General features: G+C 59.2%; 16 protein-coding genes. 11 read left to right on the top strand and 5 right to left on the bottom strand.

Annotated features, from left to right (window positions below):
• Positions 1 to 108: 108 nt before the first annotated feature.
• Positions 109 to 1,179, bottom strand: a complete 1,071-nt coding sequence (locus FJW04_RS19585) for a LacI family DNA-binding transcriptional regulator (protein WP_140620508.1) — start codon at positions 1,177 to 1,179, stop codon at positions 109 to 111.
• A gap of 215 nt (positions 1,180 to 1,394) precedes the next feature.
• On the opposite strand from FJW04_RS19585, the gene FJW04_RS19580 reads away from it, so the two are divergent.
• The 3 genes from FJW04_RS19580 to FJW04_RS19570 all read left to right on the top strand — a co-directional run bounded on the left by FJW04_RS19580 (position 1,395) and on the right by FJW04_RS19570 (position 5,046).
• The gene (locus tag FJW04_RS19580) at positions 1,395 to 2,219 is read left to right on the top strand and encodes an ABC transporter substrate-binding protein (RefSeq protein WP_140716196.1); all 825 of its coding nucleotides are present in this window, start codon (positions 1,395 to 1,397) and stop codon (positions 2,217 to 2,219) included.
• Between the two features lie 91 nt (positions 2,220 to 2,310).
• On the top strand, positions 2,311 to 3,852 hold the full coding sequence (locus FJW04_RS30590; RefSeq protein ID WP_140716109.1) for an amino acid ABC transporter permease/ATP-binding protein: 1,542 nt from the start codon (positions 2,311 to 2,313) through the stop codon (positions 3,850 to 3,852).
• A 72-nt stretch (positions 3,853 to 3,924) separates the two neighbouring features.
• Entirely contained in the window at positions 3,925 to 5,046 is a 1,122-nt protein-coding gene (locus tag FJW04_RS19570) for an FAD-binding oxidoreductase (protein ID WP_140620504.1), read from the top strand.
• A 513-nt stretch (positions 5,047 to 5,559) separates the two neighbouring features.
• On the opposite strand, the gene FJW04_RS19565 is transcribed toward FJW04_RS19570, so the two are convergent.
• On the bottom strand, positions 5,560 to 5,787 hold the full coding sequence (locus FJW04_RS19565) for a hypothetical protein (RefSeq protein ID WP_140620502.1): 228 nt from the start codon (positions 5,785 to 5,787) through the stop codon (positions 5,560 to 5,562).
• Positions 5,788 to 6,172: 385 nt separating this feature from the next.
• On the opposite strand from FJW04_RS19565, the gene FJW04_RS19560 reads away from it, so the two are divergent.
• Both FJW04_RS19560 and FJW04_RS19555 read left to right on the top strand, forming a co-directional pair.
• Positions 6,173 to 7,069: an SIR2 family protein gene (locus tag FJW04_RS19560; protein ID WP_224643708.1), complete on the top strand. Its 897-nt coding sequence runs from the start codon at positions 6,173 to 6,175 to the stop codon at positions 7,067 to 7,069.
• A 26-nt stretch (positions 7,070 to 7,095) separates the two neighbouring features.
• Positions 7,096 to 8,283 carry an NADH-quinone oxidoreductase subunit D gene (locus FJW04_RS19555; protein WP_140620500.1) on the top strand — a complete coding sequence of 396 codons (1,188 nt, stop codon included), beginning with the start codon at positions 7,096 to 7,098 and terminating at the stop codon, positions 8,281 to 8,283.
• A gap of 30 nt (positions 8,284 to 8,313) precedes the next feature.
• Here FJW04_RS19555 and FJW04_RS19550 read toward each other — a convergent pair whose 3' ends face one another.
• The 3 genes from FJW04_RS19550 to FJW04_RS19540 all read right to left on the bottom strand — a co-directional run bounded on the left by FJW04_RS19550 (position 8,314) and on the right by FJW04_RS19540 (position 10,810).
• Positions 8,314 to 8,535, bottom strand: coding sequence for a hypothetical protein (locus tag FJW04_RS19550; protein WP_140716107.1), 222 nt, complete (start codon positions 8,533 to 8,535; stop codon positions 8,314 to 8,316).
• Between the two features lie 250 nt (positions 8,536 to 8,785).
• Complete coding sequence (locus tag FJW04_RS19545; RefSeq protein WP_140661286.1) at positions 8,786 to 9,862, bottom strand: hybrid-cluster NAD(P)-dependent oxidoreductase; 1,077 nt, start codon at positions 9,860 to 9,862, stop codon at positions 8,786 to 8,788.
• A 90-nt stretch (positions 9,863 to 9,952) separates the two neighbouring features.
• Positions 9,953 to 10,810 (bottom strand): LysR family transcriptional regulator, encoded by an 858-nt coding sequence (locus FJW04_RS19540; protein WP_140716105.1) that lies wholly within the window; start codon positions 10,808 to 10,810, stop codon positions 9,953 to 9,955.
• A gap of 131 nt (positions 10,811 to 10,941) precedes the next feature.
• On the opposite strand from FJW04_RS19540, the gene FJW04_RS19535 reads away from it, so the two are divergent.
• From FJW04_RS19535 to FJW04_RS19510, 6 genes are all read left to right on the top strand, one after another.
• Positions 10,942 to 12,024, top strand: coding sequence for an amidohydrolase family protein (locus tag FJW04_RS19535; RefSeq protein ID WP_140661285.1), 1,083 nt, complete (start codon positions 10,942 to 10,944; stop codon positions 12,022 to 12,024).
• An 11-nt stretch (positions 12,025 to 12,035) separates the two neighbouring features.
• Positions 12,036 to 12,389, top strand: a complete 354-nt coding sequence (locus tag FJW04_RS19530; protein WP_140620490.1) for a Rieske (2Fe-2S) protein — start codon at positions 12,036 to 12,038, stop codon at positions 12,387 to 12,389.
• Between the two features lie 78 nt (positions 12,390 to 12,467).
• Entirely contained in the window at positions 12,468 to 14,117 is a 1,650-nt protein-coding gene (locus FJW04_RS19525) for an ABC transporter substrate-binding protein (protein WP_246673907.1), read from the top strand.
• A gap of 64 nt (positions 14,118 to 14,181) precedes the next feature.
• Positions 14,182 to 15,228, top strand: a complete 1,047-nt coding sequence (locus FJW04_RS19520; RefSeq protein ID WP_140661386.1) for an ABC transporter permease — start codon at positions 14,182 to 14,184, stop codon at positions 15,226 to 15,228.
• A gap of 65 nt (positions 15,229 to 15,293) precedes the next feature.
• Complete coding sequence (locus tag FJW04_RS19515; protein ID WP_181166434.1) at positions 15,294 to 16,118, top strand: ABC transporter permease; 825 nt, start codon at positions 15,294 to 15,296, stop codon at positions 16,116 to 16,118.
• Positions 16,108 to 17,748, top strand: coding sequence for an ABC transporter ATP-binding protein (locus FJW04_RS19510; protein ID WP_140620485.1), 1,641 nt, complete (start codon positions 16,108 to 16,110; stop codon positions 17,746 to 17,748). The genes FJW04_RS19515 and FJW04_RS19510 overlap by 11 nt, the downstream gene beginning before the upstream one ends.
• Positions 17,749 to 17,808: the final 60 nt, after the last annotated feature.

The raw sequence follows: 17,808 nt of genomic DNA, 5'->3' as shown, positions 1-17,808 counted from the left end.
CCACAAGCGAACGTCCGGTGAGGCCTCTAGGGCTCTTAGCCATCGGTGTCGTCGTCTCCTTGGTTCCATTCGAGGTGAAGATATGGCGCTGTGTCAACTGTGGTGGGCTCACGGATGTGGTGGACCCACCGAGCCTCGCGCGATGATCGCGGTCCGCAGGACCAGCCTTTCCGGCGGTTGGATATCGCCTTTCAGGCGGCGAATGAGCAGTTCCGCGACGCTATGGCCAAGTGCATAGACCGGCTGGTCAACGACGGTGATCGGCGGAGTTGTGACACCGGTCCAGTCCGCATCGTGAAAGGTGATCAGCGAAATGTCGTCGGGGATCTTCATGCCGCGTTGGCGGATAGTCCGCAGGATTTCCAGCGCAATGACACTGTCTGAGGCAAGGATCGCGGTGGGCCGGTCCGGCTGGGAGAGCAGTTCGCCAGTGATCCTGAGTGTCGCTTCGGAGCTCGTCGCGCCGAGCCGGACGTGGCGCTCAGGTCGATCGACGCCGGCCCCTCTGCACGTAGTGAGGAAGCCATCAATGCGCTCGCGGACCGACGACGTGTAGATTTGCCGAAGGTCAATATATTCGTTGCCCTTGGCATCGACCGCAGTGACATAGGCGATATTGCGATGACCGGCGTCTATGAGCACTCGCGTCGCCTGCATGGCGGCGTTGCGGTCGTCAACCGTGACCGTGTCGACATCCAGGTCGGGCAGGGCTCGGTCAAGCAGGGCAAGCGGCCGACCGGAACGATGGATGTCGCGCAGATGGGTGATGTCGCGTGACTCCGAGGGTGTCACGATCAGCCCGTCGACGCGCTTGCCGATCAATAGCCGTACAGCCGCCTTTTCCGCTTCGATCTTCTCGCCGGAGTTCGCCAAAATGACGTTGAAACCGGCGCCTTTGGCCGCATCGCTGATGCCTCGCACGGCCAGACTGAAGAACGGATTTTCGATGTCGCCGACGACCACCCCGATGATGCCCGATCTTCCGGTCGTCATGCTGCGGGCGAGTTCGTTCGGCCGATAATCCAGGGCCTTGGCGGCCGCCGTGACGCTCTCACGGACCGTGTCGCTGACCACCCCATACCCGCCCAGCACGCGCGCGGCCGTCGCTTTTGAGACATTTGCCGCTCGCGCTACATCGGCGACCGTTTTGGGTCTGGCTCTAAATGGGACTTTCGTCATCGTACGAACGACTACAAGAAATGTTGACGGGAGGTCAATCGGGCGATAGCTTTACGATTGAGACCGGTCTCATAACATGGAAACCGGTCTCTTTTGCGGTACGTCCGCAGGGACCTCGCAGCCGCGGATGACGAGTCGGCCGAGAGGCGGCCCAAGTCAACACCAAGAACAACTGACCTTCAGAGTGGAGAGAAGACGTGAGCAGGTTTGGAATTATGAAATGGCTAATAGCGCCGGTCCGGGCTGGCGGAGTGGCTCTTGCAATTGCGTGCGTCGCTGCCGCTTTCGTTTCGCAGGCCAGTGCGGCGCAAGGCAATCCCTACGGGCTTATCGACGCCAAGGTCATCAGCGTCGGCACAATGGGTGATGCGAAGCCTTACGCCTTTACCCAGGCCGATGGCACTTTCACAGGTTTCGACATTGAACTGTTCCGGAATGTCGCGAGCCGGCTAGGTTTCAAGTCCGATCAGGTGATCTTCACCGGTCAGGAATTCTCGGCCCTGATGCCGTCGGTCGCCAATGGGCGCTTCGACGTCGCGGTGGCCGCAATCGGCACCACGGAAGCGCGTAAGAAGACGGTCGATTTTTCGGACGGCTATCTCGCCGGGTACCTGTCGGTGCTGACTGCGGACAAGACGATCACATCGGCTGACGGGCTCAAGGGCAAGCGTCTTGGCGTCGTGCAGGGCACGCTGCAGGAAATCTACGCAGCAAAAAATTTTGCTGGAACTGATCTGGTCAAATTTCCGGACAACAACTCGGCCGTCTCAGCGCTCAACAACGGCACCGTCGACGCTCATTTTCTCGATTATGAGGCGGCCAAGGACTATGGCAAGCGCTACCCGGAGCTGAAGATTGCGGTCAATGTTCCGTCGTTCGATGCGCCTGCGGGCTTCGTCATTCGCAAGGGCAACGACAAGCTGCGTACTGCACTGAACACTGTCCTGCATGCAGCCATGCAGGACGGCACCTGGAAGACTCTCTATGAAAAGTGGTTCCCCGGTTCGCCGATGCCCGATCAATATCTCCCCAAGATGTGAACACCCCAGCCGGCGGCCAAGGGCCGGCGGCTGGAAACCTCGCTGGCCGCACTTCGATGAGCTCGCACCCGCGCAATGAGAAGGGGACCGAATGAACTGGCTTGAAAATCTGCGTCGCAGTTTTCTCGACTGGCAAGCCATGGCCGACGTGCTGCCCAGCATGATCACCATCGGACTGAAAAACACATTGGTGCTTGCGGCCGCTTCGACGGTGCTCGGCGTCGCAATAGGCATGGTCCTGGCGATCATGGGCATTTCCCAATCGCGTTGGCTGCGCATTCCCGCCCGGATCTATACGGATGTCTTCCGCGGGCTTCCGGCGATCGTCACAATCCTGCTGATCGGCCAGGGCTTCGCCCGCATAGGCCGTGAAATCTTCGGGCCTTCGCCTTATCCGCTTGGAATTCTTGCACTCAGCCTGATCGCCGGCGCCTATATCGGCGAGATCTTCCGGTCGGGCATACAGAGCGTCGAACGCGGCCAGATGGAAGCCTGCAGGGCGCTCAGCATGAGCTACGGCCAAGGCATGCGCCTGATCGTGGTCCCGCAAGGCATCCGCCGCGTCCTGCCGGCCCTGGTCAACCAGTTCATAGGCAATGTCAAAGATTCGAGCCTGGTTTATTTCCTCGGCCTGCTCACATCGGAGCGCGAAATTTTCCGTGTCGGCCAGGATCAGGCGGTAGTGACCGGAAATCTGTCGCCTTTGCTGCTGGCGGGCGTTTTTTATCTCGTCATCACCGTGCCCTTGACCCATGTGGTCAATCACATCGACAACCGGCTAAGAACTGGAAAGCAAAAAGCTGGCGTGGTCACAAGCGGCCTGGCCGAGGTGAGCGAACTGGAAAGCGCCACCTGCAGCCCATCGTCGGAGGTAGGTTCCGACTCTCATTCGGCGCATCCTCGGTTCAAGGGCGGCAGTCTCGCCGTCAGCAAGCTGGATATGGCCTATGGCGAGCTCGACGTCCTCAGGAGCGTTAGCCTGATGGTCAAGGCGGGTACGGTCACCTGCATCATCGGACCCTCGGGTTCGGGCAAGTCGACCCTGTTGCGTTGCCTCAATCGTCTGGTCGAACCCAAGGGCGGCGACGTGTTGCTCGACGGAGCGAGCATTTTGGCGATGAAACCCGAGAAGCTGCGGCGGCGCGTCGGCATGGTGTTTCAGCAGTTCAATCTCTTTCCGGATCATACCGCCCTTGAAAACGTCATGCTGTCTTTGACCAAGGTCAAGGGCATCCCGGTGCAGGAAGCCTCGCGGATCGCCGAGGCGCGTCTTGCCGATGTCGGCCTTGCCGCACGCAAACACCATCGCCCTGGCAGTCTTTCGGGTGGTCAGCAGCAGCGTGTGGCAATCGCCCGCGCCCTTGCGATGGATCCGGAGGTTATTCTGTTTGACGAAGTGACCAGCGCCCTCGATCCAGAGCTGGTCAAAGGCGTCCTCGATCTGATGGCGGACCTCGGCCAGCGCGGCATGACGATGGTCGTAGTCACTCATGAAATGGGCTTTGCCCGCAAAGTTGCGGACCAGGTCGTTTTCATGGACGAAGGCCGCGTCATTGAGTCCGGCACACCCGCAGCGATTTTCGACACCCCCAAGAGCACGCGTCTAAAGCGCTTCCTGGCCGAAGTGCTTTGATCCGAAGCCGAAGAGACCAGGACGACCCGATTCCGCTCACACGATTCATTATCTACAGCGAAAGAACATTCCATGGCTACACACGCGGTCTCAAAAGTTGTTGTTGTCGGGGGCGGCATTTTTGGTGTCTCGTCCGCCGTTCATCTGTCGCGGCTCGGCGTCGAAACTATCCTCATCAACGACGGACCGCTGGCCAGTGGGGCGTCCGGACGCTCGCTTTCCTGGCTCAACTCCGCACGCAAGCGCTCGGCTGAATATCATCAGCTGCGCATGATCGGCATCGACCGGTACAGAACCTTGTCGGCAAAGTACCCGGATGCTGCCTGGCTGCGCTTCGACGGTGGTTTGACCTGGGATGCGGACGACGCCTCGAACGAGATCATGGAAGCTTTGGCACATGAAAAGAGCCTTGGATATGACGCACGCCATTTGCTCGCAGGCGACATTCCTTCGGCTACACCGGGCATCGCGGCAAGCGCGGTCACGCGCCAGGGTGCGATCTTCAATCCGGGCGAAGGCTGGGTCGATCTTCCGTCGTTGATCAAATTGCTGGTTGGGGAATTCGTGGAGCGGGGCGGTCAGCTCGTTACCGACGCGGGGCGCGCAACCGTGACGCTCGCCGCCGGGCGCGCCAATGGCGTCGCGACGGAGATGGGCGCCACTTTTGCTGCCGATGCGGTTCTCTTGGCAACGGGGAGTGACGTGCCGCGCTCGGTGGCGCAAACCGGGCAGCATATCGCGGACGCAACGCCGATCGCTTTACTGGTCAGGACCAAGCCTGTCGCCCTTCCACTTCGGGCGGTGCTCAACACGCCGCGGGTCGCTGTTCGCCCGACGCCGGACGGAGCTCTCGTTCTTGATTCCGCATGGTCCGAAGAAGAGGTACTCGTAAATTCCGACGGCACGTATGGCGTCAAGGCTTCGACCCTCCAGGGGCTTCTCGACGAAGCCTCGAAGGTGCTCGAGGGCAATCCGAAGCTGGAGTTGGAGAGCTACGGGGTCGGTCCCAAGCCGATCCCGGGCGATGGGGAGCCGGTATTTGGTCGGCTGAAGGACTCTGAGGGATATTACGTTGCCTTCAGTCACAGCGGCGCGACGCTCGGGCTGATCGCGGGCGAACTGCTTGCAGGCGAGATTGCCACGGGAAACGAACATCCCTTGTTGGCCAAATTCCGCCCAACCCGGTTCGGGTGAGGAAGCGTCGAATATGCTATCGACTGTCAACTCTTGGGCTGACGGCGCACAAATGTTACTTCGCAACGATCTGCGAAAGCATAATCAGACCTGATGAGGCTAATGCCCGAGCCTGCAGCTCCATCATGGTAAGACCCGGATGCCCGCCGGGGGCTCTAAGGTCGTAACCCGGGAACAAGCTGGACCCTCCTGCGTTGGACAGCCAATGGAACAGCTTGGATCAGATTTGGCGGCGCTGGCGCAACCTGGCTACTGGGTGGCTATGGTGTTTTTGTTCGTCCCTTACGCAATCGGCGTGTTGTTGCTGATCAGGTCGTGCCACTGCCTTTGACTTGATCCGCCAGCGTTGCGCTGCAGAGCGCCACGGCAATAGGCAACTGCGCGACTGACCGAGTTTGCGAACGGCCACGTAGTGTGACGAGCAGTCCAGGGTCGTCGTGAAGAGCTATCCGTGCCGGGCCCCAGTTACAGCCTGTTGAGTCGTGGTGGTCGAGCTACCTGCGTCTATCGGCACTATGCCGCCTGTGCAGGCTCATTGAGGTCGAACTCGACAACCTGTCCTCGGTCGATCGCAGCTCTGGCGATAAGCGTTGCCAATTCACGATCAGAAACGAGGTTTTCGCGGAAAACTGTCCGTATCGCCACCACGGCCGCCGATACTGACAGCGGCCAAGGTTTGCCTCTCCTGCAGTCAATATAGTGCTGAACAAGGTAGTCCAGATCGCGGCGCTTTTGGCTCATCTCGGCCTCCATCCTTGGTGAATGTACAGGAATGAGGCTCGCCCGCACTTAGATTTGTTAAAGGCCGCCAATTTGTTTTGGTCAAGGACAATTCAGCCCAGGTGCTGGCCAAGAAAAAGGCCGATCGTCTGACGGAAGCCTCACGTCCCGGCTGCTTCCGTTGTCCCCTTCGGTAGGTGGTTGTCGGGGAACGGCCGCCCTGGTCTCTAAAGTGGTCATCAAACGCGACGGCACTCACGGCAAGTTTCGGACCGCGTCGCTGGAACACAGCGTGGCTCTCTTGGTTTGGTCGCCAACGATTGCCAGTGACGCGTGAGAGAACCTCAATGCCCTTTGCGATGGCCGCAACTGTTTGGAGCGCCTCATCCAGCACCGGCACCTGTCCATGAGCGATGGTCTCGCATCACTGGCAAAAGCTATCGGCCGCGGTAGTGCGATCCTATTCGTCGGGGCGGGTGTCTCGATCAGCGTTGGGCTTCCGTCTTGGGAGAAACTGATCGAGCAGATGGCAAAAGAACTTGGGATCGACGACGAGTTTTCGATGCGACGCGAACGTTTTCAAACTCTAGCCGAGTACTATCGGATACGGCATGGCAGCATCGGACCGCTGCGCAGTTGGATGGACAGAAACTGGTCGGTCGCCAAGGACCGGATCGAAAAATCGGAGTTGCATCGCCTCATCGTGATGCTCAATTTTCCCATCATCTATACCACGAATTACGACCGGAATCTGGAACTAGCGTTCGAAATATACGGTCGGCGATACGTCAAGGTGGCCAATGCACGCGATGTAGCGCAAGCCCGCCAGGGGGTTACCCACATCGTCAAGTTCCATGGCGACTTCGATGAGGATTCTTCTCTTGTCCTGACCGAAACGGATTATCTCGACCGGCTTTCCTTCAATTCCCCACTCGATGTGCGGTTTCGTTCCGATGCACTTGGCAGCACGATCCTCTTCATAGGCTATAGCCTCTCCGACCCGAACATCCGGTTGCTGTTGCATCGCCTGTGGCAAACCTGGCATCGATCCGGGTATGAAAAAGATCGCCCTCCTTCTTTCATCTTCATGACCAGCCGAAACCCTGTGGAGGAGGCGGTGCTTGGGCGTTGGGGTATTTCAGTGGTCGTCGGCGAACTCGATGATCCGCAAGCTGCTCTGGTGAATTTCCTCAGTCAATTGGCCGAAGCGGTTGGGCATGAGCCGGAGTTTGGACTGGCGAATTCTGGTGGAACAATGCCGACCGGGCGCACGGATGGAACGTCGGGCTCGGAAGGAAGTTAGGCGGGCCTTCTCGAAGGAGCCGCTAGATGGCAGAGAATTCCGTCCGAAATTTCAACATCAATTTCGGTCCCCAGCATCCTGCGGCGCACGGCGTGCTACGGCTGGTTCTCGAGCTCGACGGCGAGGTCGTCGATCGTGTCGACCCTCATATCGGCCTGCTTCATCGCGGCACCGAGAAACTGATCGAAACCAAGACTTATCTCCAGGCGCTGCCATATTTCGATCGTCTGGATTACGTGGCACCGATGAGCCAGGAACATGCCTGGTGCCTTGCAATCGAGAAACTAATGGGTCTAGCCGTGCCGCGGCGTGGCCAGCTGATCAGGGTTCTGTTCAGCGAGATCTCGCGGATCCTTTCTCATCTGCTCAACGTCACCACCCAAGCCATGGACGTGGGAGCACTGACCCCGCCCTTGTGGGGGTTTGTCGAACGCGAGAAACTGATGGTCTTCTACGAGCGGGCCAGCGGCTCTCGTATGCATGCCGCGTATTTTCGTCCCGGCGGCGTGCATCAGGATCTGCCGCCAGACTTGATCACGGACATCGGCAATTGGATCGACCCGTTCCGCAAAACCGTGGACGACCTGGACAGGCTGCTAACGGACAACCGCATCTTCAAACTTCGTAACGTGGACATCGGTCAGATCTCGCAAAGTGACGCCTGGGCGTGGGGTTTTTCAGGGGTGATGGTGCGGGGATCAGGTGCCGCCTGGGACTTGCGAAAGTCCCAGCCATACGAGTGCTATGCCGAGATGGACTTCGATATACCCGTCGGCAGGAACGGCGATTGTTTCGACCGGTATCTGGTGCGTATGGAGGAGATGCGCCAGTCGGCCAAGATCATGCGGCAGTGTGTCGACCTGCTGGTAAGCGAGGGACCTGGGCCGGTTTCGAATACCGACGGCAAGGTCGTCCCGCCCAGACGTGCGGCCATGAAGCGTTCGATGGAGGCTTTGATTCATCATTTCAAGCTCTATACTGAGGGCTTTCGTGTGCCTGCCGGCGAGGTCTACGCGGCGGTGGAAGCGCCGAAGGGGGAGTTTGGCGTCTACCTCGTGGCCGACGGCACGAACAAGCCGTACCGATGCAAGCTGCGTCCTCCGAGCTTCGCTCATCTGCAGGCAATGGACCTGCTCTGCCGTGGCCATATGTTAGCCGACGTCACCGCCATACTAGGTTCATTGGACATTGTTTTGGGCGACGTGGATCGATAGCCCTGCGAAGCCGCCCAGCCCAGCCGATAGCTAGCCGCCGTTGTCTTTATTGGCTCTTCCGCCGGCCGGCAACAGTTCATCTCCATGCTCGGTCGTCGGCGTATGGAACTCGGATGCGGCCTGATCGTCGAGCAAGGCGGGCCGGACAGCTTCTTCGGGAATCCCCAGCATACGCGGATCAAGCTCGCGGTGTTCTTCATCCTGGGCGTTTCCGAGCCAGCTTTTGAAAGCACTGACACAAACTTTGCCCAAGCCGCAGCCGGCGAGTTGGTGTGTCCGAGACACTCACTTTCTTATACTTTCCCTGGACATTCGGGGGTGGCACAGCATTCATTTGCTGTCGCATGTGAGGGTGAATTGGATATCTTTGGGGGCCTCGAGGTTTTGATAGACGTGCCCAATGCGGCAGAGGTGGAGCACGTGCGAGCTGCTAGCACAGCTAAGCAAATCGCAAACCGCCTGCTTGCAGCCAGCTAGGACCCGTTCGGAACCTTAGCCGAAGTCAAAGATCGAGTGTAACAGGGCCTTTCGCGCGGCTGCAGCAGGCCAGAACCAAGCCCGCTGAGATTTCTTCGGAGGTGAGTCCGCCGAGATCCTGCATGGTGACTTCGCCAGAGAGCTTGGCTATTCGGCACGTGCCGCAAATTCCCTGTTGGCAGCCGCTGGGAACATAGACGCCACAGTTGCGCGCCGCCTCCAGCAGGGTCTCCCCGGGAGCGCAACGATGGTCCAATCTCGAACGTGCGAAGTGGACCGAGGACGAGACGGCAGATGCTACGTCCGCAGTAACACCGCCCAGGCTGCGCCCGAAGCTCTCCTCATGATACCCCCGTGGATCAACACCCGCCTGGCCAAGACCGTCTCGCAACGCGTTCATATACTGTTCGGGGCCGCACGCGTAGACCGTGCGCTCGCCAAGATCGGGGACCAGGCGCCGGAGCATGGGGCCGTCTATGCGGCCCGTCGGTCCTGCCCATGAGGGGTCTGCCCGGGAACAGACGCATGTCACCCGTAGGTTACGAAACCGGGCAGCGAGTGCATCGAGTTCCAACCTGAAGATGAGATCTCGCGGCGAGCGCGCGCTGTAGATGAGGCGCAGGTCGAGATCGGACGCTCTGTCCGTCAAGGTGCGCAGCATCGACATAAGAGGCGTGATCCCGCTGCCTCCCGCAAGAAAGAGAGGCTTGTCGCTGTTCAAGCCGTCGAGTTTGAACGACCCCAGTGGGCCTTCGACGTTGACTTCGTCGCCCGCTCGCAGGTTCTCGTGGAGCCAATTGGAAACGAGCCCGCCTGGTGTCCGCTTGACCGTGATGTGCAAATCGAGCGGTCGAGTAGGTGGCGACGAAACGGAATAGGAACGGGTCACCGCAACGCCCCCGATTGTGAGGTGAAGGACAATGTATTGCCCCGCGTTGAAGCAGAACATGTGGTCTGATGCAGACGTGAAGACAAATGTCTTCACGTCGTGCGTCTCGTCGATGACCCTGCGGCAGAGGATCGCCTGTGACGAATCGTCGGCCCATTGCCGCTGCCGCATCGTTGCGAAGTCGGAAGCCGAAAAGGAAGTGTGTGCGTTCATGGTCGGGCTCTTCAGTGAGCCCCCAACATGGCAGCGGGACCGTTTCGGGAACAGTGGGTTGAACCCCTGTCTTCAATCGGGAATTTCGATTTAGCTCTCGAGCGACATCACCGCGAGCTGGAGCGCACGAAGCCCCTTTCGAATAATCGGTTCGTGTTTGCGCCGCGCGAGCATAGCCGTGTGGACAGGCTGATAAAGCGTCGGTGCGTCCTCGACCAGGAAGGAAGGGCACTCGGCCGTAAACCTGCGGGCATCGTCGTTGCGCATGTAACAACTCCCCCCAGTTCGCCGCAGCATCGCTTCTGCCAGGCTTTCGGATCCCATGGAGAGACGCGAGATTGCGAGGGAGGGGATAAGCTCGGAATGCGTTTTCTCGAGTACGACGGTGTAGCCCGGCCGAATGTAGCTGTCGGGATTGACCTGCGACATTGTCCTGGCGAAGGTCGACACCATCACATATTCCTCGACCATCAGATGCTCGTAAGCAATCTCGGGAAGATAGCGGGGTGCGTAGAGCACGGCTATATCCAGATTCCCCATGCTCAGATCTGTCACCATCTGGTTGGAATAGTCGGATTCCACATGGATCGAGGCTGTGGGAAGGGCCCGACAGAGCGCCTCCACCCACCCAGGCAGCATTGAGCGTGTCATGCCAACCTGCGCTGCCACGCGCAGGGTTCCTTCGAACCGGTTGAAGGCCCGCACGTCATGGCGCGCTTGCGACCAAGTCGACAGCATCGCCCGCGCGTAGGCTTCGAAACGTCGCCCCGCCGCTGTCGGTTCAGCACCGGCGCGACCACGATGGAAAAGCTCCGACCCTACAGCGCTTTCGAGACTCTTGATCCGGCTGCTGACGGTCGACTGCGTAATGTTCAGCCGGTCGGCAGTCCGGTTGAAGTTCCGCGATTCGATGATGTCGAGGAACGTCTCAATGTGGTCCAGCTGCACGCACTAACCCTCAATCGAAAAACCCGATCATTACCCAGAGATCATTGGCTTGATCCGGCATTTGTCAAGGCGGAAGCTAAAGAGACTAACGGCCAGCAGAACGCGGTCTGCAAAGAGGGAGCGAAGCTAAAGTGTTCATCGTTGACTGCGATTGCCACAACTACTGGTCCAGCGCCACGGTGCTCGAGCCCTACCTCTCGGGCGTCTGGAAGGACATGTTCATAGAGGGCGAAAAGACCGGCCCTAGAGGATCCTTCCCGCATGGCCATCGGCCCTGGTTCCATCCGCAAGATTTCTCGCGAAAGGACGTGCGGCCCGAGACCGAAGCCGACAACTACCGGATCATGAAAGAAAAGCATCTCGACAAATACAATGTCGGCGTGGCGATTCTCACCGGTGACGAGCCGATTGAAGCCTCGACGCTGGCCAACCCCTATTATGCCAGTGCGCTGGTCAGTGCTTACAATGACTATCAGGTCGCGGAGTGGTTGCCGAAGGACAACCGCTTCATGGGTTCGATTATCATCGCGCCTCAGGATCCGAAGCAGGCGGCGGCCGAGATCCGTCGGCTCGGCAGCCACCCGCGCATGGTCCAGGTTCTGGCCTCCCAAGGCTCTGTGCGGCCGTACGGCGATCCCTTCTACCACCCGATCTACGAAGCCTGCGCGGAAATGGGATTGCCCTTCGCCATCCACCTCGGCGGCCATGGGGGAATCAACTGGAACGCCATCGCGCCTGCCCCCACGACATTCTTCTGGGAGACACACGCCATCCTGCACATGTCGGCGATCAGCCATGTCGCCAGCATGATTGCGCATGGAGTCTTCGAAAAATGGCCGGAACTCTATTTCGTTGTGGTCGAATGCGGCGTGGCCTGGGTGCCGACGGTGCTGTGGCGCCTCGACGCCGATTACAAGGCGCTTCGCAAGGAGACGCCTTGGCTGAAGATGCTGCCGTCCGAGTACTGCCGCCGAAATATTCGGTTTTCCACACAGCCCCTGGAGCAGCCGGCGAATGTGCAGCATCTCTGGTCCATTCTGGAAGCAATGGACGGTGAAAACACGCTTATGTTTGCGTCAGACTATCCGCATTGGGACTACGACGACGCCAACACGCTGCACATTCCTCCCGCTTGGAGGACGAAGGTGATGGGTCAAAATGCACTCGACGTTTACAAGCGCATTTCCCCCATCCTGACCGCGAATGCTGCCTGACGGAGCAGAACATGGCCGAGAAAATCTTCATCTGTCGCGTCGACGAGATCGAAACGGGCACACCCGTAATCGCAAAGGTCCGCAGCCTTTCGGTGGGCGTGTTTCGCATCGGAGAGACTTTCCACGCGCTACTCAATATCTGTCCGCATCGCGGGGCGCCGCTGTGTGAGGGCCCGCAATGCGGAACCACTGCGCCGGTCGACGAAGCGCGCTTCGTCTATCACCGGGAAAACGAGATCGTACGCTGCGCCTGGCATGGCTGGGAGTTTGACATCAAAACGGGTTCGGCGCTGGTCGATTCCACCGTGCGTGCACGAACGTTCCCCGTCATGGTCGAGGACGGCAACATCTATGTGACTGCCTGATCGGGCAAGAGCGGAAGGCACAGGAAGGAACACAAAAGACGAAGACAGGGCACTTACGCATTGCGTGCTCGACGACGGTTGGAAAAAGAACGCGGAAAATCCGCAAATGGGAGAACGGCAATGTCGGAATCAGAGTACAAACTGCGCATCGCGAAAGGTCTTGTCGGGAGCGGCAAGGTTTCGCGGCGTGAGTTCATCCATCTAGGATTGGCGGCAGGTCTGGCCATCGCAGCCGCAGATCAGCTCTTTGTCACTGCGGCACGAGCAGAACCGCAAAAAGGAGGCTTCGCAAAGCTCGGCATGGCCCACGGGGCGACTACTGATTCCGTAGATCCGGCCGGCTATCCCGATACCTTCTCCCAAACTGCTTTTTCGGGTGCGATGTCCAACGGCCTCACGGAGGTCGACGCTAAGGGTGGCGTACAGCCGGATCTTGCAGAAAGCTTCGAAGCATCCAACGGCGCCAAGACCTGGGTCTTTAAGCTGCGCAAGGGCACGACCTTCCACAATGGCAAAAGCGTGACGGCAGACGATGTCGTGGCCTCCATGCGGTATCACATGGGTGCCGACACCAAATCGGCCGCGAAGTCTCTGCTTGCCTCCGTCAAGGACGTCAGGGCCGACGGCCCACAAACGGTTGTCTTCACGCTCGACAGCGGCAACGCCGATTTCCCCTACATCATGAGCGATTATCATCTCGTGATCATGCCGAGCGTTGACGGGAAAGCGGATTGGGCTTCGGGCGCACGCACGGGCGCATTCGTGCTCGAGAACTTCCAACCGGGCGTTTCGGCCAAGCTCAAGCGCAATCCAAACTACTTCAAGAACGGAAGGCCCTACCTGGACGAGGTGGAGTTCATCGCAATCACCGACTTGGCCGCACGCATGGCTGCGCTCTCGACCGGGGAGGTGGACTATATCGGCCGCGCCGATCTGAAGACACTCGGCATGTTGAAGCGAAATCCCAAAATCGACATCATCGAGATCACCGGCTACGGGCATTATACGCTGCCGATGAACGTCACCATGGCGCCTTTCGATAATCCGGATGTGCGCACGGCGTTGAAATGGGCGATCAACCGTCAAGAGATCGCCGACAAGATTTTCCTTGGGCATGCCACCGTTGCCAATGACAGTCCCATCGCGCCGGCGATCAAGTTCTACAAGAACCCGGAGCCGCAACACAGTTTCGATCCCGAGAAATCGCGCCATTATCTGAAGAAGGCGGGGATGGAGAAGCTGAAAATCGATCTTTCGGTCGCAGATGCCGCTTTCGCAGGTGCGGTAGACGCGGCCGCACTCATTCGCGAGACGGCCGCACAGTGCGGCATCGACGTCAACGTGGTGCGCGAGGCCGAAGACGCCTATTGGGACAACATCTGGCTGAAGAAGCCTTGGTGCGCATCCTACTGGAGTGGTCGCGCGACGGCCGACTGGATGTTCACGCAGGCCTTCGCAGCGGAATCCAGTTGGAACGAGTCGTTCTGGAAAAACCCGCGCTTCAATGAGTTGCTCGTAAAGGCACGAGCTGAAACCGACGAAGCCAAGCGTGCCGCCATGTACGCCGAAATGCAGCAGCTGACCCATGACGATGGTGGCAGCATAGTGCTGGTGTTCAACAACTTCGTCAGCGCCAAATCGAAGAAACTAGCCCATGGCGACGTGGCGCCGAATTGGGAGAATGACGGACTGAAGATGGCCGAGCGCTGGTGGATGGCACAGGCATAAGATGTTCGCCAAGCACGCCGTCCGCAATGGACGGCGGGCTTTTGGGAAAGCGCGCAGCATGCGTATGAATCCGGTTTTAAAAACGGTCCTGCAACGGTTGGGTCTCGGCCTGATTACGCTGTTCATCGTCTCGATTATTATCTTTTCGGCGATCACGATGCTGCCCGGCGACTTTGCGAAGGCGATGCTTGGTCAATCAGCTACACCCGAAACCGTAGCGGCTTTTCAGCACGAGGTGGGCCTCGATCGCCCCCCGGTCGAACGCTACTTCAGCTGGATGGGCAAGATGGCACGAGGGGATCTCGGGTCATCCTTCGCCAGTCGAACCGGCTACCGACGCACGGTCGTGGAGATTATCGCACCGCGTTTATACAACACCATGTTTCTGGCCGTCATGACGGCGCTCATCGCGGTGCCGCTGGCATTGGGATTGGGTATTCTTGCGGCCCTCTACCGCAACAGCTGGTTCGATCGGCTTGTAAACACGGTGACACTCACGACAATTTCGTTCCCTGAGTTCTTCGTCGCCTACATGCTCGCTTTCCTGATCATCTCCCGCGATACGTTCGCGGGCACGCAGTTCGCGCAGTCGCTGCCCTTATGGCTTGCGGCTTCGATCAACTGGACCTTGAACGTCGTACCGAAGTTCCCGACCTTGGCGAATATAAACGATCAGACGCCGTTTTGGGAGCACGTCTGGCGCGCAGCCCTGCCGTCGATCACGCTTACACTCGTCATCGTCGCTCACATGATGCGCATGACGCGCGCGGCGATCATCAACATGCTTTCAAGCCCCTATATCGACATGGCTCGGTTGAAGGGAATGACGCCAATGGTGGTCGTGCTTCGGCACGCTTTGCCAAACGCCTGGGCTCCGATCGTGACCGTTGTCGCCTTCAATCTTGCCTATCTCATCGTCGGCGTCGTGGTTGTCGAGGTTGTATTCGTCTACCCTGGCGTCGGCCAACTGATGGTCGATGCCGTGAAATCAAGAGACGTACCCGTCGTGCAGGCCTGCGCCCTCGTCTTCGCCGCAACCTACATCTTGCTCAACCTGATCGCCGACATCATTTCGATCGCTACCAACCCGAGGCTGTTGCACCCGCGATGACAAGCGCGGAGCCCGTCATCCAGCCCCCCAGGGCGCCCAGGATAAGGCGCACACGCCGATCTCGCATGACGACATCGCTGAAGAAGGCCCCGCTCAGTGCCTGGTTCGGTATGGGGGTAACCCTCTGCTACGTTCTCGTCGCCCTTTTTGCGCCACTGATCGCACCGTACCGGGAAACGCAGGTCTTTAGCGAGGCGTTCGCGCCCTGGAGTCACGAGTTCATGTTCGGCACCGACCAACTCGGTCGCGACATGCTCACTCGACTGATCTACGGAGCCCGCAACACGATCGGCATCGCCTTCGCGACAACCGTCATATCCTTTGCAGCCGGTGTGACACTCGGGCTTCTGGCGGCAATGTACCGAGGGTGGCTAGATCAGATCTTGTCGCGCGCTGTGGATGTGTTGATGTCGATCCCCAGCCTGATTTTCGCGCTGATGCTCCTCTCCATATTCGGTTCGTCGATACCCAGCCTTATATTGATCATAGCGCTGCTCGATTCCACCCGCGTGTTCCGTTTGGCGCGAGCCGTCGGGCTCAACGTGGCGGTGATGGAGTATGTTGAGGTCGCGCGATTGCGCGGCGAAGGTGCAGCATGGCTCCTGCGCAAGGAAATCCTGCCCAACATTCTGCCGCCGCTCATCGCGGAATTTGGTCTGCGATTCTGCTTTGTGTTTCTGACGATTGCAGCCTTGTCGTTCCTGGGGGTGGGCATACAGCCGCCGTCGGCTGATTGGGGGTCGATGGTGCGGGAAAACGCCACGCTGATCACTTATGGTGATGTCACTCCGCTACTGCCGGCCGGCGCCATTGCGCTCCTCACAGTAGCGGTGAACTTTGTCGTGGACTGGTTTTTGCATTCGACGAGCGGACTGCGTGATGAAAACTAGCCGTGCCGCCCTGCGCGAAAAGGGAACAGATCTGCTCGAGGTCCGGGATCTTCACGTTGAAGGCTTCTCCGACGAGCGCTGGCACCCGATCGTGCGCGGCGTGGATCTCTCGCTTAAACGCGGAGAAGTGCTCGGGCTGATTGGCGAATCCGGCGCCGGAAAATCGACCATAGGCCTTGCCGCAATGGGGTATGCAAAGCCGGGCTGCCGTATTAGCCGAGGCGCGGTGCTTTTCGACGGTGCCGATCTTTTGTCAATGAGCGAAGCCCGTCGTCGGCGGCTTCGGGGCTCCCGCATTGCTTATGTTGCGCAAAGCGCCGCCGCCTGGTTCAACCCTGCTCACCGGCTCCTCGACCAGACGGTTGAAACAGCAGTTGCGCACGGGATCGCCAGCCGAGAGAAAGCTAATCGCGATGCCGTGGAGCTTTATCGGCGCCTCCAACTCCCACAGCCTGAGACCATTGGTTTTCGGTATCCGCATCAGGTATCAGGCGGCCAGCTACAGCGAGCCATGACGGCAATGGCCATGGCCTGCCGCCCCGACCTGATCGTGTTCGATGAACCGACAACTGCGCTGGATGTGACCACCCAAGTCGAGGTCCTTGCGTCGATCCGCAGGATTGTTGAGGAATTTAACACAGCAGCGATATATGTGACTCACGATCTGGCCGTGGTGGCGCAGATGGCGGACCGGATTATGGTCTTGCGGCACGGACAAACGGTTGAGGAAGCCGATACGCGGCAGATACTTACGGCTCCCACCCAGGAATACACTCGGACGCTTTGGGCAGTGCGCAAGCTTGCGAAGCCCGAGATTCGGACCGAGGACCATTTACTGACCATCGACAATGTTACCGCCGCTTATGCCGGAAGGGTCAAGGTGCTGGTGGATGTGTCGATCAAGGTTCCGCGCGGCCGAACGGTCGCAGTGGTCGGCGAATCAGGGTCGGGGAAATCGACCCTCGCCCGCGTCGTCACGGGTCTCTTGCCTGCCTTGTCTGGATCGATGTCCTTTGATGGCAAGCCGCTCACCCTCTCGTTGAAACGCCGCTCGAAAGACCTGCTGCGCCGTATCCAGATGATCTATCAGTCGCCGGATAGCGCGCTTAACCCCCGCCAGACGGTCGAGGAGATAATCGCACGCCCGCTTGAGTTCTATTTGGGCGTTAAGGGGCAGCAGCGCGACCGGCGGGTCGGCGAGCTCATGCACATGATCGAGATGGACGAAAGCTTCCTCGACCGGCTGCCCGGTGAATTGTCGGGTGGCCAGAAGCAGCGGATCTGCATCGCCCGCGCGCTCGCCGCGAACCCAGAACTTATTATTTGTGACGAGGTGACCTCGGCACTCGATCAGATTGTGCAGGAAGAGATCTTGAAGCTCCTGATGCGCTTGCAGCACGAACTCGGCATTAGCTACATCTTCATTACGCACGATATCGCAACGGTAAGAGCAATTGCCGACGAGGTCGTGGTTATGCACCAGGGGCAGGTGGTGGAGCAGGGTTGGAAAACCGAGGTACTCGCGCCACCCCACGCAGCCTACACCGAACTGCTTCTCTCCTCGGTGCCGCAGATGGATCCAGACTGGCTCACGGGCCTGCTTGCTCGACGGAAACCAATTTGCAGCTAATCCCGCCGCCACCGGCACCCCGATGTTTCGGCAAAGATGCTCGTAGGCCGCTGGCTCACG

The organism is Mesorhizobium sp. B2-7-3 (assembly GCF_006440715.1).
Lineage (GTDB): Bacteria > Pseudomonadota > Alphaproteobacteria > Rhizobiales > Rhizobiaceae > Mesorhizobium > Mesorhizobium australicum.
The sequence above is the reverse complement of the archived record's forward strand: the minus strand, read 5'-3'. Positions and strand labels throughout refer to the sequence as shown.